This is a genomic window from Nocardiopsis alba, assembly GCF_000710955.1.
Taxonomy (GTDB): domain Bacteria; phylum Actinomycetota; class Actinomycetes; order Streptosporangiales; family Streptosporangiaceae; genus Nocardiopsis; species Nocardiopsis alba.
Map to the genome: position 1 here is coordinate 135,401 of NZ_BAZE01000006.1, position 21,452 is coordinate 156,852.

The 21,452-nt window shown below is 71.0% G+C and carries 15 protein-coding genes; 7 read left to right on the forward strand and 8 right to left on the reverse strand.

Features of this window, described 5'->3' with window-relative positions:
- Positions 1 to 115 precede the first annotated feature (115 nt).
- From TR33_RS13070 to TR33_RS13095, 6 genes are all read right to left on the reverse strand, one after another.
- Positions 116 to 1,432 carry a hypothetical protein gene (locus tag TR33_RS13070; RefSeq protein ID WP_042283316.1) on the reverse strand — a complete coding sequence of 439 codons (1,317 nt, stop codon included), beginning with the start codon at positions 1,430 to 1,432 and terminating at the stop codon, positions 116 to 118.
- Positions 1,422 to 3,452: a hypothetical protein gene (locus TR33_RS13075; protein ID WP_042283318.1), complete on the reverse strand. Its 2,031-nt coding sequence runs from the start codon at positions 3,450 to 3,452 to the stop codon at positions 1,422 to 1,424. Before TR33_RS13075 ends, TR33_RS13070 begins: the two co-directional genes overlap by 11 nt.
- Before the next feature lie 90 nt (positions 3,453 to 3,542).
- Positions 3,543 to 4,826, reverse strand: coding sequence for a hypothetical protein (locus TR33_RS13080; protein ID WP_042283319.1), 1,284 nt, complete (start codon positions 4,824 to 4,826; stop codon positions 3,543 to 3,545).
- Positions 4,816 to 6,774, reverse strand: coding sequence for a hypothetical protein (locus TR33_RS13085; protein WP_042283321.1), 1,959 nt, complete (start codon positions 6,772 to 6,774; stop codon positions 4,816 to 4,818). The genes TR33_RS13080 and TR33_RS13085 overlap by 11 nt, the downstream gene beginning before the upstream one ends.
- Positions 6,775 to 6,904: 130 nt before the next feature.
- Positions 6,905 to 9,628, reverse strand: coding sequence for an aconitate hydratase AcnA (gene acnA / locus TR33_RS13090; protein ID WP_014913034.1), 2,724 nt, complete (start codon positions 9,626 to 9,628; stop codon positions 6,905 to 6,907).
- A 379-nt stretch (positions 9,629 to 10,007) separates the two neighbouring features.
- Positions 10,008 to 10,943, reverse strand: a complete 936-nt coding sequence (locus TR33_RS13095) for an LLM class F420-dependent oxidoreductase (protein WP_042283322.1) — start codon at positions 10,941 to 10,943, stop codon at positions 10,008 to 10,010.
- Positions 10,944 to 11,082: 139 nt separating this feature from the next.
- Between TR33_RS13095 and TR33_RS13100 the strand changes: the two genes are divergently transcribed.
- The 6 genes from TR33_RS13100 (at position 11,083) to TR33_RS13125 (ending at position 16,945) form a co-directional block, all read left to right on the forward strand.
- Positions 11,083 to 11,673 carry an RNA polymerase sigma factor gene (locus TR33_RS13100; RefSeq protein ID WP_014909197.1) on the forward strand — a complete coding sequence of 197 codons (591 nt, stop codon included), beginning with the start codon at positions 11,083 to 11,085 and terminating at the stop codon, positions 11,671 to 11,673.
- On the forward strand, positions 11,670 to 12,467 hold the full coding sequence (locus tag TR33_RS13105; RefSeq protein ID WP_042283324.1) for a zf-HC2 domain-containing protein: 798 nt from the start codon (positions 11,670 to 11,672) through the stop codon (positions 12,465 to 12,467). The genes TR33_RS13100 and TR33_RS13105 overlap by 4 nt, the downstream gene beginning before the upstream one ends.
- Positions 12,464 to 13,357 (forward strand): ATP-binding cassette domain-containing protein, encoded by an 894-nt coding sequence (locus TR33_RS13110; RefSeq protein WP_042283325.1) that lies wholly within the window; start codon positions 12,464 to 12,466, stop codon positions 13,355 to 13,357. The genes TR33_RS13105 and TR33_RS13110 overlap by 4 nt, the downstream gene beginning before the upstream one ends.
- Positions 13,354 to 14,850 carry a hypothetical protein gene (locus tag TR33_RS13115; protein ID WP_042283327.1) on the forward strand — a complete coding sequence of 499 codons (1,497 nt, stop codon included), beginning with the start codon at positions 13,354 to 13,356 and terminating at the stop codon, positions 14,848 to 14,850. Before TR33_RS13110 ends, TR33_RS13115 begins: the two co-directional genes overlap by 4 nt.
- 148 nt (positions 14,851 to 14,998) lie before the next feature.
- Positions 14,999 to 15,754, forward strand: a complete 756-nt coding sequence (locus tag TR33_RS13120; RefSeq protein ID WP_084570251.1) for a DUF1326 domain-containing protein — start codon at positions 14,999 to 15,001, stop codon at positions 15,752 to 15,754.
- Between the two features lie 243 nt (positions 15,755 to 15,997).
- Complete coding sequence (locus TR33_RS13125) at positions 15,998 to 16,945, forward strand: DMT family transporter (protein WP_042283329.1); 948 nt, start codon at positions 15,998 to 16,000, stop codon at positions 16,943 to 16,945.
- 52 nt (positions 16,946 to 16,997) lie between these two features.
- Here the strand turns inward: TR33_RS13125 and TR33_RS13130 are convergent, their stop codons facing one another.
- A complete protein-coding gene (locus tag TR33_RS13130) occupies positions 16,998 to 17,378 on the reverse strand; it encodes a DUF427 domain-containing protein (protein WP_042283330.1) in 381 nt (126 codons plus the stop codon).
- A 150-nt stretch (positions 17,379 to 17,528) separates the two neighbouring features.
- Between TR33_RS13130 and TR33_RS13135 the strand changes: the two genes are divergently transcribed.
- A complete protein-coding gene (locus TR33_RS13135) occupies positions 17,529 to 19,895 on the forward strand; it encodes a M64 family metallopeptidase (protein ID WP_042283332.1) in 2,367 nt (788 codons plus the stop codon).
- 82 nt (positions 19,896 to 19,977) lie between these two features.
- On the opposite strand, the gene TR33_RS13140 is transcribed toward TR33_RS13135, so the two are convergent.
- Positions 19,978 to 21,285: a class I SAM-dependent RNA methyltransferase gene (locus tag TR33_RS13140; RefSeq protein ID WP_017535341.1), complete on the reverse strand. Its 1,308-nt coding sequence runs from the start codon at positions 21,283 to 21,285 to the stop codon at positions 19,978 to 19,980.
- Between the last annotated feature and the right edge of the window lie 167 nt (positions 21,286 to 21,452).

Here is a 21,452-nt window from a genome sequence, read left to right on the forward strand (position 1 = left end):
CTCTCGATCGTCACCGTCGCCCGCCCGTCATCGCGGGCCCTGCCAGGGTGTCACAGGAGTGTGACCACCCGTACCCCGAAGGGGTTCCGTCCGAAGGGGAACCGATGTCGGCCCGTTATCGCCGTCCGGAGCGTTCGCCGCGCAGAATCCGTTCCACGAGGTCGTCGGAGAGGGAACCGAAACCGGTGGCCGCCCAGACGCTCTCCTCCGCGGGCACCTCATAGTAGGGAACGGAACGTCCTTCGTGTTCCACTTGCAGGGCCGCGAGCCGGGTCCGCGTCCGCACCGCCTTGGCGCATCCGCCGCACAGCGGGACCCGGACGCTGCGTGTGGCCCCCAGTTGGCGCCATTCCGTGTCGGTGGTCCCGGTCCCGTGGAGCGGGTTGGCGTAGCAGTGCCGTCGCCGGTCGGCCCCGCTCCACCGGCGGCCCTTGCCCGCAGCGGCGAGACCGTCCTCGGCCAGGTCGAGCAGGACCAGCACACCGACGACGTCGGCGAGGGACCCCTCCCCCAGGTGTTCGGCGACTCTTCGGGCCGCGTCGTGGGCGTCCAGGGCCCGCCCCAGGGAGAGGGCCGCGTCGGTGCCCGTGGCCGGTTCCATCGCTCCGAGACGTTCTCCGACCTCGATGAGCTCCCGTTCGACCTGTCTTTCCAGACTCTCCCGTCGCGCCTGGGAGGCGTTGGCGAAGGCGGCGTGCTGCGGCATGCTCGGCGCGGTGGGTCGCCGGGTCCACAGCAGGTATCCGCCTCCGAGCAGGGCCAGGAGGGCGACCGTCCCCAGGGCCCAGGGCCACATCGCCGCCGTGCCCTCCGGGCTCTCGGTGTCCGACGCCTCGGCGTTCCCCGCCGGTTCGGGGGCCGCTTCCCGAGAGTCCTCGTAGGCGCTCACGTACTCCTCGTAGACGGCCTCGGGATCGTCGGAGACGGCGAACTCCACCGCCCGTTCCATCCGTTCCCCGACGCTTCCGTCGAACTCGGTGGCGTAGGAGGAGGCCAGGGCCGCGTAGTGGGCGCGCAGATCCGGGGAACCGTCGGCCGACGGGGGCAGGTCCTGTCCCCGGAACGAGTCCCCCTCCAGTACGAGGTAGTGGCCGACCCCGCCCATACGGTCGTGGACGGCGGCGGCCAGCGCCGAGGCGTCGCCGTCCCAGTCGTCGCCCGCCAACAGCGGCGTCAGGACGACGCGCACCGGCAGGCCGCTCTCCTCGATGGTCGCGACCGCCTCCGCCCCCATCTCCTCGGGCACGACCGTCGAGTAGACGGGGTCCACGTACACGGGGGACTCGCGGAGCGCGTTCGCGATGATCTCGGCCGAGGATTCCGCGGTGCTCTCGGCGTGGGCGGGGGCGGGCGCCAGGCCCGACAGGACGATCAGCAGCGAGGTGAGGAGGCCGAGCGGTCTCCGGATCCCCGGTCGGGTGTCAACGGGCACGGCTCTCCTCCAACAGACTCTCTCCGGACAATCGCCTCTTCGTGCCGTAGCGCGAGGAGACCCAGGTGCGCTCCCGCAGCGTCAGGTGGGGGACGAAACGTCTCCCACCGGCGCGCACACGGAGCGGGACGCGCCGTTCGGGGCGCCTGCGCAGACAGCCCCGGCACAGGGGCAACGGATTCCCCCCGTCCCAGCGGGGCAGACGCCCCCTTCCCTCGGCAGGCCCGTGCAGGGGGTCGGCCATGCACACGGGTCCGTCCGCGCGCCCCTCCGCCTCCTCCAGGCGTCGAGCGGCGCGACGAGCGAGGACGATCACCCCGACCAGATCCAGTTCGTCCGGGCTCTCGCCCAGAACCACCAGAGCGGTGTCGAGGTCCCGGACCGCCCGATCCGCCTCGGGGTGGTCGCCTGCGGCGTCGAGCGCGGCGACGGCACGGTCGGCCGCGCGCCGGGCCATGGGGCGCAGACGCCGACCGGGGGTGGCCCGCGTCCACCGGACGGACCAGGGCAGGAGCAGGGCCACGCCCGCGCACACGAACCAGAGGAGCGCGCCCATCATGGGCCCGAGGATGAGCAGTCCGGGCCATAGCCCCTCCGCGTGGTAACGCTCCGCGCGTGTGGAGGGCTCTCCATCGTCGGCGGCGTCCGCGTGGAACTCGGCGGCCAAGGGCACCGTCGGTGCCACGCCGGGGGCCGAACGCGCCTCCCCGAGGCGGTCCAGCAGTTCCAGGGCCGCGGCGGTCACCGGAGCCCCTTCCGGGAGCTCGCTCATCGAGACGTTCAGGTCCCACACCTGAACACCGGCGTCCACCCCCAGCAGAGCCGTCCCGACCCCGCCGTGGAGACCGTCGACCACCACGTAGACACCGCCCCGGCCCGAGGTGTGGGCGAGCGCGTGGGCCAGCACCTCGGCGTCCCCCTCGGACTCGTCGTCGCGGTCGAGGGGGACCACGGCCGTGTACACCGGGACGCTCGCGTCGGCGACGGCGTCCGCCAACTCCTCCCCCGCCTCCGGACTCAGCGGGGTGAGGGGATCGACGAACACCCGCGTATCGTCGTCCCACCCATCGACCACCCGGTCGACCCGGTCGGTGGCGAGGACATAGGGCGGGGACGACAGGGCCTCGTCGAGCGCTTCCGAGGCCCGTTCACGAGGTCCGGCCTCGGGCAGCACGGTCAGGAGCAGGCCGGTGACGGCGATGGCCCCGGCGACCGCGACGGAACCGCCCGCCCACCACAGGGAGCCCACGGGCGGCCTTCCGGTGCCCCGACGTCGCCACACCAGGACGGCCCAGGCGCCGCCCACCCCGAGGACCGTCCCACCGAGCATCCCGGCCAGGGTCCCGGCGTTCTCCGGCCCGTTGACGGAGTCGGGGTCCATGTCATCGACGAACTCGCGCCATTTCGAGGCGCGGTCCTCGCTCGTCGACCCCCCGTCCTCGTCGTAGGAGGCCTGGCGGGCCCGCTCCGCGTGCTCGGCGACCTCGGGGTCCAGGAGGGCGTCGACATAGGCCTTGGCCACCACGGGGAGGGGATCGGAGTACTCCGGGCCGTCGTAGACCATGACCGTGTTCGCCTCGTCCATCGGCAGGTCGACACCGGCCGTCGTGGAGGCGTCGACGATCACGCTCCCCTCGCTCAGGTAGGCGTAGAGCCCCGCCTCGCCCACCCGGTCCTGGAGGGCGGCGACGAACCCCCGCTGTCGCAGGTTCACCAGGTCCGTGCCGACGAAGACGTGGTAGGGGACGTCCAGCCGATCGAACTCGGCCCGGACCTCCTCCTCCAACCGCTCCAGGTCGTACTCGCCGGCGAGCAGGTCGTTCACCACGACGGCCCGACCCTCGGGCTGCTCGGCCATGAGGTCGGCGACGTACGCCGCCGGAGAGGCCGGTTCGGTATCGGTCATCGCGGCGGTGGGCCAGCCCACGAGGAACACCAGGACGAGGGCCAGGGTCGTGAGGGGCGCGGCGAGCAGGGCGCTTAAAGAGGGTTCGGAGGGTTTCGTGGGGACTTCGGGCATGCGCAGAGCATACCGAGGGGCCATCCGCGACCGTCCCTCACCTGCCCGAACGCACTCGACCCACCGTGGATCCGGACGACTCCGACCGTCTCACCGTCGGGTCCGGTGCTCCCCTCTCCGGATCCGCTCGACCAGATCGTCGGCCAGAGCCCCGTAACCGGTCGCCGACCACAGGCTCCGCTCGGCGGGCACCTCGTGGTAGGGGACCCTCCCCCCCTCGTGCTCCACATGCAGGGAGTCGGGGCGCCGTCGCTCCCGCACCGATTCCACGCAGGAGGGGCACAGGGGCACCCGGAGCGTCTCGTTTCCGCCCAACCCCCGCCAGTCGGTCTCGACCGTATCGGTACCGTGCAGCGGATCGGCGTAACAGTGGCGCGGTGCGAGAGCATCGGGCGGGCGCACACCGCGGGCTCGAGCCAGGGCGTCCTCGGCCATGTCGAGGAGGACGAGCACGCCCACGAGGTCCTCGATCGCGGGTTCCGTTCCGGCCCCCTCCAGGATCGTGCGGGCGGCGCCCCTCCGTTCCAAGGCCCTCTCCAGGAAGGTCAGACCGACCTCGCCTCGGGCCCTGACCCGGGTGATCCGCTCGCCCACCTCGACCAACTCCCGTTCGGCCCGTTCCGCCAGGACCTCGTGTCGGGTGTGGGCCGCGTTGTCGAAGGAGGCGCGACTCGGAGGGACGAGCGTTCTCCGCCGGGAGCGGTACAGCAGACCGCCGGCCAGAAGCGACGCCCCGACGACACCCGCTCCCACGCCGATCCAAGGCCCGCGCGGCATCGTGGACGTGTCGTCGACCGGGGCCGGAGGCTCCGGAGGAGAGGGTTCCAGAGGAGAGGCCGCCTCCTGCTCATGGAGGCGCGTCTTCTCGTAGAGCTCCTCCGGGTCCGAGTGCACGGCGTAGTCCACCATCTCCCACAGCCGATCGTCCAACGAGAGCGACGTGTAGAAGCCCTCCTCCGCCATTCTGACCGCGTAGTACGCGTGCCCGAAGGGCTCCCTGAGCTCTCCGACGTAATCGATCCCGACCGACCTGTTCTTCTCAAGGAACAGGTAATGGCCGTCGTCACCGATCAGTCCGTGCACGTCGGCGACCAGCCGCTCGGCGTCACCCTGCCAGTACTCCTCCCCCTCCACCCCCAACGGGATCGCCAGGACCCGGATCGGCAGACCGCTTTCGAGGATGAGCCGTTCGATCTCCTGGATCGTTCTCCCGGAGACGTCGTCGGCGTAGGCCGGATCGATGTGCACCGGACCGTTCTCCACCAGACCTCGGGCGATCCGTTCGGCCTCGTCCACGTCGGCCGCCGCGGCGACCGGCGCCCCGGACAGCAGTACGACCATCGACAGGACGGCCAGGGCCCGTTCAACGCGCAACGCGTTCCTCCTCCACCATGTGCCTTTCCAGTACTTCCCGCGTGCCGTACCAGGTCCGGCCCCAGACGCGCTCGGCCGTTCCGTGGAAGACGATCCGCGACCCGATACGGAGGAGAAGAGGGACCCTCTCCTCCTCAGGAAGCCGTAGACACTCGGCGCACAGCGGAATCCGCCGCCTCGTGTGCCGGGGCCTCCCTCGACCCTCGGCGGGGCCGTGCAAAGGGTCGAGCATGCACACGGAGGGGCGGGAGACCGTCCCCGACAGACGTCCTCGGGCACGTCGCGCCAACACGATGACACCCAGAAGGTCGAGGTCGTCCGGGTCTCCATGGAGAGCCGCCAGGGCCACGTCCGCCTCGGCCGTGGCCTCCGAGAGTCCCGGGGTCCGATTCGGCACCCGTTCCAGGTCCTCCAGCATCCGTCGGGCCTCACGCTCGGCCTGGGCGCGCAGGCGTCGCCCCCGGACCGGCACGGCCCTTCGCACGAGCCGTGTCCCGAAGAGGTGGGCCGCGCTCAGAGCCGCTCCGAGGAGCGGACCGACGACGAACAGCCCGGGGAGCAGGCCGTCGGAGAGGAACCCCGGTCCGGGTCCCCTCGGAACATCGGGTGAACGGGCGATCCGCTCCTCCACCTCGGGCGGGACCCTCGGCTCCACCGTCGGGTCGGGCACGGTGTCTCCGAAGGCGTCCGCGAGGCCGTGAAGGCTCTCGGCGAGGGTGGCCCCGTCCGGGTCGCTCGGCCTCGGAGGCGACCAGTCGAAGCCCTCCCCCGTCGGCCTCGCGCCGACGAAGGCCGTTCCGACCCTCCCGCCGATGACGTCCAGGACCACGTACACGCCTTCCTCCCCATAGGTGTGCGCCAACGCGTAGGCGAGGACATCGGGCACGCCGGCGGACTCGTCGGACCCGTGCTGGACCATCAGAGCCGCTCGAACGGGAACCGTCCCCTCCTCCAACCCGGCGCCGATCCGCGTCAGCCCGATACGGTCCCCCCGCACGTGGGGGTCGACGTACAACGGTGTGTCGCCCCACCCCTCGACGATCCGGTCGATCCGCTCCGTGGAGGTGACGTGGGGAGGGGAGGAGAGCCTCCGGACGGACGCCGGGTTCTCCGACCGCCCGAGCACGGCCCCGGACGTCGCCGCGCCCGCCCCGATGGCGAGGACGGCGGCGACGGCGACCGCTCCCACGACGGCGCCGGTCCCGGGAAGATCCTCCTTCGACGCGCGATAACGACGCCGGAGGACACGGACCCGCACCACGGCCAGGATGATCAGGGCCCCTCCCACCGTCCCGACGAGGAGACCCGCGTCGGCGGAGGCGCCGGGGCGATCCGGGTCGAGGAGACCCGACGAGGAGCGGTCCCCGCCCTCCTCATCGAGCGGATCTCGAGGTGGGACGTGCCAGGGGTTCTCGGCCCACTCCTCCAACGCCGGGTCCAGGAGGGTCTCCACATAGATCTCGGCGATCGTCTCGATGGAGGAATGTTCCTCGTCCCTGGCACGCGCCCCGACGAGGCCGTCCACGTCCTCCACCGGCGTGTCCACCCCCACCGCCACCGTCCTGACCCTCGGGGAACCGTCGGCGATGTGCACGTAGAGGCCGTCGGCTCCGACCCGCTCGGCCACCTCCGACAGGAACGCCCTCCCCTCATAGGTGTAGGGCATCGACGGCGAGGCGTAGACGTGGAAGGGGACGCCCAGGTCGGAGAAGAGATCACGGACATGATCGGCCGTGTCCTCGAGGTCGTGGGTACCGGCGAGCATGTCCCCGATCACGACCGCTTCGCCCTCGGGCTCCGCGATCAGGAGGTCGGCGACGTATTCGGCCGGACCGATGTCATGGAGGGCCTCCGCCCTCGCGTCGGAGGGTCCCGCGAGAAGGGACAGGAAGGCGCACGACACGATGATCGAAAGGCGACCGGACCGGGGGATGAGGGTCGGGGGCATGACCGGATCTTAGCCACCCACATTGGTCATATGAGGACCAAGGGTGCGAAAAGGGCCACCGCCGTCGGTGTGACGGCGGTGGCCCGAGGATCCGATCCGGTGCCCGAGGGCGCCGGTGGAGCCGAAGGGACTACTCGGCGATCAGCTGACGCAGCACGTACTGGAGGATGCCGCCGTTGCGGTAGTAGTCCGCCTCACCGGGGGTGTCGATCCGCACCACGGCGTCGAACTCGACACCGGTGTCGGTGGTGACCTTCACCGTCTCGGGGACGCGGCCCTCGTTGAGCTCGGTCACGCCGGTGATGGAGAAGGTCTCCTCACCGGTCAGGCCGAGGGAGTCGGCCGAGGAGCCCTCCGGGAACTGCAACGGAAGGACGCCCATGCCGATCAGGTTGGAGCGGTGGATGCGCTCGTACGACTCGGTGATGACCGCGCGCACGCCCAGCAGGCGGGTGCCCTTGGCCGCCCAGTCGCGCGAGGAACCGGAGCCGTACTCCTTGCCGCCCAGGACGACCAGCGGGGTGCCCTGCTCGGCGTAGTTCTGCGCGGCGTCGTAGATGAACGACACCGGGGCGTCGGCCTGGGTGAAGTCGCGGGTGTAGCCGCCCTCGGTGCCCGGCGCGATCTGGTTGCGCAGACGGATGTTGGCGAACGTGCCGCGGATCATCACCTCGTGGTTACCACGACGGGAACCGTAGGAGTTGAAGTCGCGACGCTCGACACCGTGCGCCTTGAGGTAGTCGGCGGCCGGGGTGCCCGGCTTGATGGCGCCGGCCGGGGAGATGTGGTCGGTGGTGACCGAGTCGCCCAGCTTGGCCAGGACGCGGGCCCCGGTGATGTCGGTGACCGGCGCGGGCGTGTCGCCCATGCCCTCGAAGTACGGGGGCTTGCGGACGTAGGTCGACTCGCCCTCCCACTCGAAGGTGTTGCCGGTCGGGGTGGGCAGCGAACGCCAGCGGTCGTCACCGGCGAACACGTCCGAGTACGCGTCCTGGTACATGTCGGAGGCGATGGCGCTGTCCATGACCTCCTGGATCTCCTCGGCGGTCGGCCAGATGTCGGCCAGGTAGACCGGCTCGCCGTCCTTGCCGTGGCCCAGGGGCTCGGTGGTGATGTCCACGTCGAGCGAACCGGCCAGCGCGTAGGCGACCACCAGCGGCGGCGAGGCCAGGTAGTTCATCTTCACGTCCGGGTTGATCCGGCCCTCGAAGTTACGGTTGCCGGACAGGACCGCGGTGACCGCGAGGTCGTTGTCCTGGACCGCCTGCGAGATCTCCTCGGGCAGCGGGCCCGAGTTGCCGATGCAGGTGGTGCAGCCGTAGCCGACCAGGTTGAAGCCCAGCTTGTCCAGGTACGGGGTCAGGCCGGAGCGCTCGTAGTAGTCGGTGACGACCTTGGAGCCCGGGGCCATGGAGGTCTTGACCCACGGCTTGCGGCTCAGGCCCTTCTCCACCGCCTTCTTGGCCAGTAGGGCGGCGCCCAGCATGACCGAGGGGTTGGAGGTGTTGGTGCACGAGGTGATCGCGGCGATCACCACGGCGCCGTGGTCGATCTCGGTCTCGGTGCCGTCGGCCAGGGTGACCGGGACCGGACGGTGCGGACGGCCGCCGTTGGCGCTCTGCGCCGGGGCATCGGAGGCCGGGAAGGACTCCTCGCCCGCCTCGTCGGCCTCGTCGGCGACGTAGTTGCGGACGTCGTGACGCCAGGTCGGCTTGGCCTCGGACAGCGCGATGCGGTCCTGCGGGCGCTTGGGGCCGGCGATGGAGGGGACGACCTCGGCGAGGTCGAGCTCCAGGTACTCGGAGAACTCGGGCTCGTTGGCCGGGTCGTGCCAGAAGCCGTTGGCCTTGGCGTAGGCCTCGGTCAGCGCGACCTGCTGCTCGGAGCGGCCGGTCAGGCGCATGTAGCGGATGGTCTCGTCGTCGATCGGGAAGATCGCGGCGGTGGAGCCGAACTCGGGGCTCATGTTGCCGATGGTGGCGCGGTTGGCCAGCGGCACCGAGGAGACGCCCTCGCCGTAGAACTCGACGAACTTGCCGACCACACCGTGCTCGCGGAGCTTCTCGGTGATGGTGAGCACCAGGTCGGTGGCGGTGGTGCCGGGCTTGAGCTCACCGGTCAGCTTGAAGCCGACCACGCGCGGGATGAGCATGGAGATCGGCTGGCCGAGCATGGCGGCCTCGGCCTCGATACCGCCGACGCCCCAGCCCAGGATGCCCAGGCCGTTCTGCATGGTGGTGTGCGAGTCCGTGCCGACACAGGTGTCGGGGTAGGCCTGGCCGCCGCGGTCCATGGTGACGCGAGCGAGGTGCTCGATGTTGGCCTGGTGCACGATTCCGGTGCCGGGCGGGACGACCTTGAACTCGTCGAAGGCGGTCTGGCCCCAGCGCAGGAACTTGTAGCGCTCGTAGTTGCGCTCGTACTCGATCTCGACGTTGCGCTCGAAGGCGTCGGGACGACCGAAGAGGTCCACGACGACGGAGTGGTCGATCACCAGCTCGGCGGGGGCGAGCGGGTTGATCTTGTCCGGGTCGCCGCCCATGTCGCGGACGGCCTCGCGCATGGTGGCGAGGTCGACGACACAGGGGACGCCGGTGAAGTCCTGCATGATCACCCGGGCGGGGGTGAACTGGATCTCCTGGTTGGGCTGCGCCTTGGCGTCCCAGTTGCCCAGAGCGGTGATGTGCTCGGCGGTGACGTTCGCGCCGTCCTCGGTGCGCAGGAGGTTCTCCAGCAGCACCTTCAGGCTGTAGGGAAGTCGGTCGGCGCCCTTGACGGCGTCCAACCGGAAGATCTCATACGACTCGTCGCCAACGCGCAACGTGTCACGGGCGCCGAAGCTGTTCGCGGACACGGTGTCTGCCTCCTGATCTCGCCACTTTGTCCCCAGCATCCTGCCCTATGGCAAAGACGCGGGACCTACTGAGGCCGCCCTGACCGGGTTCCCGGAGAACGTGGAGCGCCCTCCTGCGCCCTACCCCTTCGAGAACCCCTCAGGGCCGCTTTGACCTGCGGCGACGCCACATCGCCGCCGGTCGCGCGGCTCGCTGGCCGCGCACGCCCACCCACTCGGGCCCGTGTGTCGAAACGCGGTCGACCTCACACGCCCGGGTCGGGAGCGGGCCGGGGGAGCCCCGCTATATCTTGATGTCAAGGTATCCAACTTGTATCTCGATATCAAGTTATCGGGTGCCTCCCCGAAGCCCTCCGGCACCCCCGGTTCCGGAACCGGTTCAGTCCAGCCGCGGAGCCACCGCGGAGGCCACCAGCTCCAGGTGGTCCAGGTCGGCCATGTCCAGGACCTGTAGGTACATCCTCTCCGCACCCGCCGCCGCGAACCGGCCGATCTTGTCCACCACCTCGTCCGGCGTGCCGGCCAGGCCGTCACGACGCAGGTCCGAGACCTCGCGCCCGATGCGCTCGGCGCGCCGGGCCACCTCGGCCTCGTCACGCCCCACGCACAGCACCTGCGCCGCCGAGTAGACCATCGGAGCGGCGCGTCCGGCCGAACGGACCGCCTCCGCCGTACGACCGAAGGCCGCCGCGGTCTCCTCCACGGAGCAGAAGGGCACGTTGTACTCGTCGGCGAACCGGGCCGCCAGACGCGGGGTCCGCTTGGGCCCGGTCCCCCCGATCACCACCGGAGGGCGCGGCCCCTGCTGCGGTTTGGGCAACGCCGGCCCCTCCGCCAGCCGATAGTGCCGCCCCTCGTACCGGAAGGTCTCCCCCACCGGGGTCGACCACAACCCTGTGATGATGTCGAGCTGCTCCTCGTAGCGGTCGAAACGCTCACGGGCCGAGGCCGGGAAGGGGATCCCGTAGGCGGCGTGCTCCTGCTCGAACCATCCGGCGCCGAAGCCGAACTCGACCCGCCCACCGCTCATGCGATCGACCTGGGCGACGGCGATCGCGAGGGGGCCGGGATGACGGAAGGTCGCCGCGGTCATGAGGGTGCCGAGACGGATACGAGAGGTGTCCCTGGCCAGTCCGGCCAGGGTGATCCAGGCGTCGGTCGGGCCGGGGAGCCCGCTCACGTGATCACCCATGTGGAGGTAGTGGTCGGACCGCGAGAGCCCGTCGAAGCCCAGGTCCTCCGTGGCCCTGGCGACGGCGAGTTGGTCCTCGTAGGTGGCCCCCTGTTGGGGCTCAAGGAAGATACTCAGACGCATACGCCCCATTTTCTCCCACCCTGACCGGCAACTTCGGAACCGCCGCGCGGGTACCGTCGAAAAGGCGTGGTCAGGACGGTGCGAACCCGACCTCGCTCCGTCTGAACCGTTCTCCCTCCTTCCAGCGATAGCCGACCACGTGAAGTTCCTCCGCCGCTCGCGACGCCGCGTTCCCGACTACGACCCCGACAGCCCCGACCCGGTGCTGTTGACGGCCGTGGCCGCCGGGGAGACCGACGCCCTGGAGATCCTGCACCGCAGGCACGCTCCCTGGCTGCGCGCCCGGTTGCGCTACCGCTGTTCCGACTCCGACCAACTCGACGCCGCCCTCCAGGAGACCTTCCTCGCCGTGTGGCGCAACGCCGGTTCCTTCCGCCCCCGTCCCGGAGACACCGACGCCGGGGCCTGGCTGTGGACCATCGCGATCCGCCAACTCATCTCACAACTGCGCAAACGCGCCAACCGGTGGATCGCCGAGAGCGAGCCGGAGCCGTACGAGACCATCGGCGACGCCTCCGCCGAGGACACCGTGCTCCTCAACATCGAGCACGGCCCTCTGGGAACCGCCCTGCACGAGCTCTCCCCCGAGCTCCGCTCGGCCCTCAAGGCGACCGTCCTCGACGGCCTGACCGTCCGCGAGGCCGCGGAGATCCTCCAGATACCCGAGGGGACCGTCAAGACACGGGTCATGCGCGCGAAGGCTCGGCTACGGGAGGCACTGACCACATGAGCTGGCACCTGGACCAGGACCAACTGCACCGCTACGCGAACCACACCGCCGACGACGTCACCGCCATGTCCGTGGAGGCCCACCTGACGCACTGCGCCCACTGCCGAGACCGTCTGCCCACCGACGACGCCTGGCTGGAGAGCAGCTGGGCCGACCTGCGCGACATCGTGGACCGCCCCCGCCTCGGGCCGGTCGAACGCCTCTTGGGCGTGATAGGCGTGCGCGAGGGCACCGCCAAGCTACTGGCCGCCACCCCGGCGCTCTACCGGGCCTGGCTGATCGCCACCGTGGTCGTGCTCATCGCGGCCCTCACCCTGGCCCACGAGGTCCCGCGCGGCACCCTGCTGTTCTCCTTCACCGCGCCGATCGTCCCGCTGATCGGGGTCGCCCTCGCCTACGGACGCGGCGTGGATCCCGCCCACACCCTGACCTCGGTCACCCCGTGGGCCGGCTATCCGCTACTGCTCATGCGCACCTGCGCGGTCCTGGTCCCCGCCCTGCTCCTGTGCACGGTGGCGGCGATCCTGATGCCCTCGTCCGCCACGCTCTACGAGGCCGTCTTCTGGCTGTTGCCCGCACTGGCGATGGTCGCCGGTTGCCTGACTCTGAGCCGCTGGATGCATCTGAGTCTGGCCGGTGGGATCGTCGCCGTCGGATGGGTGCTCACCGTGGGGATCATGGCGTTGGAGGGCGTCGATCCGCTTCTGCTGTTCTCCTCCACCGCGCAGGGCTGCTGGGCCATCGCCCTGGCCCTGTTGACCGTGGCGATCGTCCTTCGGGTCAGGACCGCGTGAGCGGCGTGGAGGGCGCCTCCGGGGTCAGCGCCCGAGGACTGGTCCGCACCTACGGCACCCGGAGGGCCCTGGACGGGATCGATCTCGACCTGGGCCCCGGGGTGACCGGCCTCCTGGGACGCAACGGGGCCGGCAAGACCACCCTGATGCGCTGCCTGTCCACCGACCTGGATATCAGCGACGGCGAGCTGCGGGTCCTGGACCGCTCCCCGGAACGCTCGACCGAGCGCACCGAGATCCGGCGGAACATGGGCTACCTGCCGCAGAACCCCTCCTTCTATCCGCACTTCACCGCGTTCGGCCTGCTGGACTACATGGCCGTCCTCAAGGACCTGGGCGGACGCCGGGAACGGCACGAGGAGGTACGTCGCGCGCTGCGTCGGGTGGACCTGTACGACCGAAGACACAGTCGGATACGGCGTCTCTCGGGAGGCATGCGCCAGCGGCTGGGACTGGCCACCGCCCTTCTGGGAGACCCCCGCCTGCTCCTGCTCGACGAACCGACCGTCGGCCTGGACCCCGAACAGCGCATCCGCTTCCGCGATCTGGTCTCGGAGCTCGCGGTGCGCAGTACCGTGGTGCTCTCCACCCATCAGATCGAGGACGTCGCGGCGCTGTGCCGCCGGGTGGTGTGTCTGGACGGGGGACGGATCATCTTCGACGGCTCACCGGGCGAACTCGTCGACCGGGCCCGAGGTCGTGTCTGGGAACAGGACACGCGCCCCGAGGAGGGCGTGACCTCTTGGCGTCTGGCCGATGGCCGCCATCGGGTCCTGCTCCCCGTGGGCGCGCCCGCTCCCGAACCCGCCCCGCCCGGGAGGGTGGCCGTGGAGCCGTCCCTGGAGGACGCCTACCTGCTTCTGACCGGAGCCGTGGGAGGCGGGCGTTGACCAGGGCCTCCATCTTCTGGCGGCTGACCGGTCTCAACCTGCGGCACCTTCTGATCAGTCCGGTCTTCCTCGTCCTGATGCCCTTGATGCTCATCTGGCTGTGGCTGACGACGAGCATGCCCGCCCTGCCGACCCTGAACGACTTCTTCACCGACTCGGTCCTGAAGGTCGCCGGGGTCGGCGCGGTCATGTTCGCGGTCACGACCTTCCCGGCGCTCCGCGAGGTCCGCCATTCCCACGATCTGGCCCTGCCGTTGTCCTCGGCGCTCCGGCTGCTGTCGCTGACGCTCGCCTCGGTGACGGTCACCTCGGTGATCATGGGCTCGGTCGCGGCGCTGTACCCGCTCTTCGCCCCCGTCCCGCCGGCGGGGGTGTTCCAACCGATCGCCCTGGTCGGGGTGATCCTCCTGAGCTGGTACGGGCCCCTCTCGGCCGTCGTCTCGGCCGTCTGGACCCGCTCCTTCGTGCCTCTGGTCGCGGTCGGTCTGCTCTTCCCGACGTACCTGCTGTACACCGCTCTGGCCCTGGTCACCCCGGCCGATCTGGTGATGGAGCAGATGAGCCGCTTCATGTACCTGGCCCTGTCGCCGCTTCCCTTCTACCCGGACACCTTCGAGACCGCGCTGATCTACCTGACGCACACCCTGCTGATGGTGCTCTGCCTGACGCTGCTGGTCCTGGCCGCTCGGCGAGGGGCCCGCCTGAGACGCGTCGCCTGTCTCGGCGTCGTGGGCCTGTCCCTGGTGGGGCTCGTCGGCCTCCAGGCCTATGCGAACGACGTCTACATTGCTCCCGAGCGGTCTCCGAGCCCTCTGCCTCGGGACCTGGCGGCCGAGGGGTGCGTCGAGATCGGCAGGATGACCTACTGCCCGCTGCCCGGGTACGAGCCGTGGGTCGAGCACTGGAGCACGGAGCTGACCCCCGTGGTGGCCCGGATCCCCGACCGGGCACCCCTGCCCGTGATCTGGCAGGCCAATCCCACCCGACGTTCCGACACCCTCTACACCCCGCCCGACGGCACCGCCCCGGTCGGGGAGTACTGGGACCCCGAGAACCCCTACCACGGCATGGACCTGGATTCCTCCGTCGTCGCCTACTCCCTGGGGCTCCCGCCGTACCTGTACCACCTGTGCTCGGCGACCGGTCAGGCCCGGGTCGTGGTGGGCTCCTGGCTGGTGAGCAGGGGCGCGGTGCACGAGGACGCGTCCACGCGCTTCACGGCCGCGGAGTGGTTCCTGATGGACTACCGTCCCGACCTTCCGGACCTGAGCCTGGCCTACCTGTTGACGCGCCTTCCCGAGGAACGCGTGGCCGCGGTGATCGAAGAGCACTGGGAGACGTTGACGTCCCCCGAGGCCGACCTCGACACCCTGACGGAACTGCTCGATCTCCCGCCGGCGGACGAGCTCCCCGAGCCCGACTGGGAGCAGGCCATGATCGAGCCCCACAAGCTCCCCTACGAGATGGGCGAGGACACCCCGCTCTGCCCTTGAGGCCCCTCCTCTCCTCGCACGCCCCTCTCCTCCCGAGGCTCCACTCCCCTTTCGAACGACCACACCCCATTGACCACCCCCGGGGGGGTATGCCACGATCTTCATATACCCCTTGGGGGTATCGGACAAGGCTCGAAGGAGACGCATCATGTGCGGCATCGACGGCAGGACCACGACCACCGGAACCGACGGCCACGGACACGGCCTCGTGGAGGGCATCGAGGCACGGATCGCCGGCACCGGAACGACCACGACCGCCGAGGACCCGACGACACCGGACTGGCACCTGCGAGGCGACTGGTTCGACGTCTGTAGCTGCGGACTCCCCTGCCCCTGCACCTTCGCCCAGGCGCCCACCCACGGAAGCTGCCTGTTCACACTCGTCTGGCACATCGAGGAGGGCCATTACCGGAACACCGACCTCGGTGGGCTGAGCGTCGTCGCGGTCGGCGAATTCGAGGGCCACATGTGGATCGGCGACCCCGGGGCCATGATGAGGCTGATGTTCTACATCGACTCCGCGGCGGACCCCGACCAGCGCCACGCCCTGGAACGCCTCTTCACCGGAAAGGAGGGCGGGTGGCCCGGACGGTTCGGCTCGCTCATCGGTGAACTGCGCGGCATCGAATACGCGCCCGTCCGCTTCCACGCCGCGCACGATCTGGCCCGCTGGGAGGCCGAGATCCCCGGCCGTGTGAAGGTCGGGGCCAAGGCCCTCACCGGCCCCACCGCCGACCCCGACCGCCGTGTCCAGCTGATCAACGCACCCGGATCCGAGGTCGGACCGGGCCAGGTCGCCACCTGGGGCGTGGTCGAGGACGACCACGCCACCGGTTTCGACTTCTCCCGCCCCTACCGAGGCGGTTCCAGCAAACACTTCCCCTTCGACTGGAGCCCCCGCTGATCGTCGCTCCCGGACCCGCCGCCCGACCGGCGGGCCCGGGAGCCCACCCCGCCGTCCTCTCCACCGAAGACCCCGCGCTACCGTGGCCCCATGAACCACTACCGGCACAAGGTCCTTCCGCCTCCGAGCGCCTGACCGGGCGCCCGAACCCCCTCTGTCCAGGCCCCGCCGTCACGGCGAGCGGCCGGTCCGTCGTGCGCCCGCCCCGCAGATCACCCAGGCGTCGAGACGGAAGATACGAACGTGCCGGAACACACCTCGTCCACGACCCCTCAGCGGTCGAAGCGTCCCTTGAACCACCGGGTCGGCGGTCCCCTGCCGATCCTCGGAGCGGCCGTCCTGTGGGGCACCACCGGGACCGCGGCCTCCTTCGCCCCCGAGAACGCCCACGCCGCCGCCATCGGATCGGCCGGACTCGTCCTCGGCGGACTCCTGCTGTTCCTGACCGGCCGCGGCTCCACCGCCCTGCTCCGCCACTCGGACCGGCGCACCCGGGGAGCCCTGCTCCTGGGCTCGATCGCGGTCGCCGGCTACCCGCTGTCCTTCTACCCCGCCGTCGCCCACGCGGGGGTGGCGGTCGGCACCGTGATCACCCTGGGCTGCGCCCCGGTCTTCGCGGGCCTGGCCGCCTGGGTCCTGGAACGGGTCCGCCCCGACCTGCGCTGGACCCTCGCGACGATCGCCGCCGTGCTCGGCTGCGCGGTCCTGGTCCTGGGCCCCGACCTCGTCGGCACCCCCGCACCGGTCCACCCCCTGGGCGTGCTCCTGGCCCTGGTCGCCGGGTTCTCCTACGCCCTCTACACGATCATCGCCCAGCGTCTGATCCGCCGCGGCCACCCCTCCGGGGCGGTGATGGGCACGATGTTCGCCGGCGGCGGCCTCCTCGTCCTCCCCGTGGTCGCGGCCACCGGGGCCGCCTGGCTGGCCACCCTCGACGGCGCCCTCGTCGCCCTCTACCTGGCCCTGTTCACCGTCTTCCTCGCCTACCGGCTGTTCGGCCACGGACTGCGCCGTACCTCCGCCACCACCGCGACCACGCTCAGCCTCGCCGAGCCCGCCGTCGCCGCGGTCCTGGGCGTGGCGCTGGTCGGCGAACGACTGCCCCCGATCTCCTGGTCCGGACTGGTCGTCCTCGCCCTGGGCCTGGCGATCCTGAAGGCCCCCTCCCGATCGAAGCGCCCCTCGCCCTGACGGCCCGAGGGGCCTCGGGACCTTCCGAGCGGAAGGTCCCGAGGCCCCTCCCCTACGCTCCGCCGACGGGCTCGGTGCGGACGCGGGCGGGGTCGAAGGCGACCAGGCCGGCGATGGCGGCGACGCCGGGGTAGGGCTCCTCGTAGGCCCACACCGCGTCGGTGAGGACGGTGCCGCCCTCCGGGACCAGGTCGTAGTAGGAGGCGGTGCCCTTGAAGGGGCAGTAGGTGGTGGTCTCGCTCCGGCGTAGCAGGGCCGGGTCCACGTCGGTGAGCGGAACGTAGTGGACGGGCGGATATCCGGCCTCGCGCAGGGTCGACGCCGAGGTGGTCTCGGCGATCCGCCGGCCGTCCACCTCCACCCGCACCGGGCGCCCGGTGGGTTCGACGGTGATCGGGTGGTCCTCGTTCGAGAACCCGCCGTGCTCGGCCATGATCCACGCTCCCTCGTCGGTCTCCCAGGTCGTGGCCCCACTGTAGGACCTGCGGGGTTATCGAAACGCTTATGGTCCCGCCTCTGGAACCCACGACACGAAGGTCAGTACGCTTCCGAGGCAGTTCCCCCGAATCGAAGGACCCCTCCCTTGCGCGGTACCGCGGCGGCCTTGGCCGCCCTCTCACTCATGGCCACATCGGCCGTCCTCCTGCCTTTCGAACGGACCGCCGAGGCCACGACCCTCGACGGCGCCGAGGTCGTCCCGGTCCAGGTCACCGGCGACCCCTCCGAACGGTTCAACCTCGTCCTGCTGGGCGACGGCTACACCACGGAGGAGATGCCGGACTTCCACGAGCAGGTGGAACGGCACCTCAACGTCCAGTGGAGCATCGAACCCTTCCGCTCCTACCGCCACTACTTCAACGTCTACGTGGTGGAGACGCCCTCCGCCGAGTCCGGCGTCGACTGCGACCCCGTCCATGGGTGGGAGCGGCGCGACACCGCGTTGGGGATGGGCTTCTTCAACGGCTGCGACGAGTCCGCCCTGGAGCGGCTGCTCACCGTGGACGCCGCGTCCGCGAACGCCGCCGCCGACCTGGTCCCCGGGGTGACCGAGGACAACCGGCAGATCCTGGCCCTGGCCAACAGCGAGACCTACGGCGGGGCCGGTGGACGCCTGGCGACCGCCTCCTCCGACAACGCCCTGTCCGCGCTGATCAGCCCGCACGAGCTGGCGCACTCGCTGGGACGGCTCCAGGACGAGTACCCCTACTACTTCCGCGACACCAGCCTGGGCCGCTACGACGCTGGCGAACCCGACTCGGCGCACCACACGCTGATGACCTCCGAGGAGATGCTCGCCCAGGAGGCCAAGTGGTGGCGCTGGCTGGGCGAGGAGAGCGAGTCCGGCGGCACGATCGCCGCGGCCGACCCCGACGGCCACGAGGGCGGCCTCTACCACTCCGAGGGGATCTGGCGCCCCAGCGACCACTCCATGCTCAAGACCCTCGGGTACTACTTCGACCAGGTCGGCCGTGAGGTGATGACCCACCGGATCTCGGGCCTGCGCGACCAGGCGACCCTGCCGGTGGCCTCCATCCCCGAGGGCGAGGTGGGCCCGGAGAACGTCGTCTGGGCCGAGGGACCGCACCCCGTCCGCCACGAGCTGGCGTACACGTGGTCGGTCGGCGGAGAGGAACTCCCCGACGCCGAGGGCGCCCGTGCCCTGGACCTGTCGGCCCTGGACGTGTCCGCCGGCGACGAGGTGAGCGTGACGGTCACCGACCCCACCGACTTCGTCCGCGATCCGCTCATCCGTGCGTCCGATGCCATGACGCGGACGCTCACCTGGACCGTCGGCGCACCGCTGGAGCCGGTCGAGACCGAGGTGGGCTTCGAGAGGTTCCGGGACACCGAGCGCGCCGTCGGCGGCGACGAGGTCGTCTACGTCGAGACCACCCACCCCACCGACCGGATCCTGGACGTGACCTGGGAGCTGGACGGTTCCCCCGTGTCCACCTCGACCGACGACCGCACCCTCGACCTGGGAGCGTTCGACCTTGTCTCGGGCGACCACACGCTGACGGCGACGGTCACCGACCCCACCGGGAAGGACGAGGCGTCGGAGAGCCTCACCTGGGCCGTGGACGCCACCGCCCCGACCGCCCCGCGCGAACTGTCCGAGGCCGCGGCCACCGCGGCGGACGGGGAGCACCACCTGTTCCTCAACGGGTTCTCCATGAAGCTGTCGCCCGAGGACGACCGGGACGGACACGTCGTCGGAGAGTTCCGGGTCGACGGGGACGGCTGGCACCACTACTACGGCTGGCCCGAGGACTCCGAGGCCCCGTTCCGGTTCACCCCGGACGGGACCGAGGTCGACGACCTGGTCTACGGCAGCCTCGGCACCGGTGGCCTGTCCATGGCCGTGTTCGAGGTCGACGGCCACGAGCCCGGCTGGGGTACCCACACCGTGGAGCACCGGGCGATCGACGCCGCCGGCAACATCGGCGCCCCCGAGTCCTTCCGGGCCACGGTCGTTCCCGGCGACGACCTGGAGTGCGCCGAGACCGTCACCGGGACGATCACCGGCGGTCTGAGGGTGGACGAGGGCGTCGTCTGCCTCGACGGGGCCGACGTGCGGGGCGGGATCACCGTCGCCGAGGGCGCCTCGCTCCTGGTGGACGGCGGTTCGGTGCGCGGCGGGATCGACGCCGCCGGGGCGCACACCGTCCGGCTCTTCGGTGCCGAGGTGCGCGGCTCGGTGTCGATCGCCGACACCACGTCGGAAGTGACGATCCTGGGCTCCACCCTGGCGGGTTCGGTGTCCCTGACCGGCAACACCCAGGCGCCCGCCTCGACCTGGACCGGCCCCGAGGAGGGGTACGGCCCCGTCCTGGCCGGCAACCGGCTGAACGGCGCGCTCGCCTGCTCGAACAACAGCGGCTCGGCCACCGACTTCGGCGCGGCCAATGAGGTCAAGGGTTCCGTCTCCGGACAGTGCTCCGGCCTTTGACCTCCCCGTCCGCGCGCTCCCCAGCGCACGGACCACGGACGCCCGGGACCGATCGGTCCCGGGCGTCCGTGTCTCTTCGTCTCTAGTCCTGCTCGCCCTCGTCGAGGCGCTCGCGGTGACGGCGGGCGAGCTTGACCGGCTCCAGCACCGCCAGGCACTCCACGTGGTGGGTCATCGGGAAGGCGTCGAAGGCGCGCAACCCGACCAACCGGTATCCGGAGCGGTCGAACGCGGCGATGTCACGGGCGAGCGTGGCCGGGTCACAGGAGACGTAGGCGATGCGGCGCGGCTTCATCCCCGCGACCTTGCGAACCACCTCGGCGCCGGCGCCCGCGCGCGGCGGGTCCAGGGCCACCACGTCGGCGCGCACGTCGGCCCACTCGCGCATCTGCTTGGCCACGTCGGCGCGTTCGATGCGCACCTGCTCCAGGTCCTTGAGGTTGTAGGTGGCGTCCCGGACCGCGGTCTCGCCGTTCTCCACACCCATGACCCGGCCTTCGGCGCCGACCGCCTCGGCGAGGGCACCGGTGAACAGGCCGGCGCCGCAGTACAGGTCCAGGGCGGTCTCGCCGGCCTCCGGCTCCAGAGCGTCCAGGACGGCGGCGGAGAGGGTCTCGGCCGCGGCCGGGTGGACCTGCCAGAAGCCGCCCGCGCCGACCCGGTACTCGCGTCCGGCCACGTCCTCGCGCACGCCCTTGCGGCCGCGCACCGACTGCACACGGCCGCCCTTGAAGCGGCGCAGCACCGCGCTGGAGGCCTTGAGGTCGGGCAGCGCGCCGAGCTTGGCGGTGGTGGGGGTGACCACGATGGCGCGGTCGGCGCGGGTGGCGGAGGCCACCGCCTCCACGTCCGAGATGTTCTCCCAGTGGACCTCGGTCACGCCCAGCTCGTCGACCCCGGGGTGGGCGATCAGGCACCGGTCGATGGGCTCGATGTCGTGGGAGCGGTGACGGCGCAGTCCGGCCCGGCCCTCGGAGTCGACGGAGAAGCGGACCCGGGTGCGCCAGCCCAGACCGTCGGGGGTCCCGGGAAGCTCCTCGACGTCCACGTCGAGGTCCAGGCCCGCGATCCGGCTCAGCTGGTCGGCGACGACCTTGCCCTTGAGCCGGCGCTGAGCCTCCAGGGAGGCGTGCTGCCAGTCGCAGCCACCGCACATGCCGGGGCCCGCGAAGGCGCAGGGGGCCTCGACCCGGTCCGGAGAGGCGGTGAGGACCTCGACGGCCTCGCCCCTGAGGAAACGGCTGGTCCGCTCGGTGATCCGTACACGGACGCGCTCGCCGGGCAGCGCGTGTCGAACGAAGACGACCTGGGAGTCGTGACGTCCCACGCACCATCCTCCGTGGGCGACGTCCTCGACGCTCATCTCGATCTCGGTGCCGACTGTGATCATGGTGGATGTCCTTCGGTGGTGGGTGGGCGGGTCCTTCGGGTGACCCTGCGCGCACAGCCACCGACCGCCCCCAATCTACCGGCCTTCACGTGCCGCCCGTACTGCTCGCGGACGTGCCACCGGGGCGGACGCGCGTGTCACATCGATCTGTGCCAAGGTGGAGACGC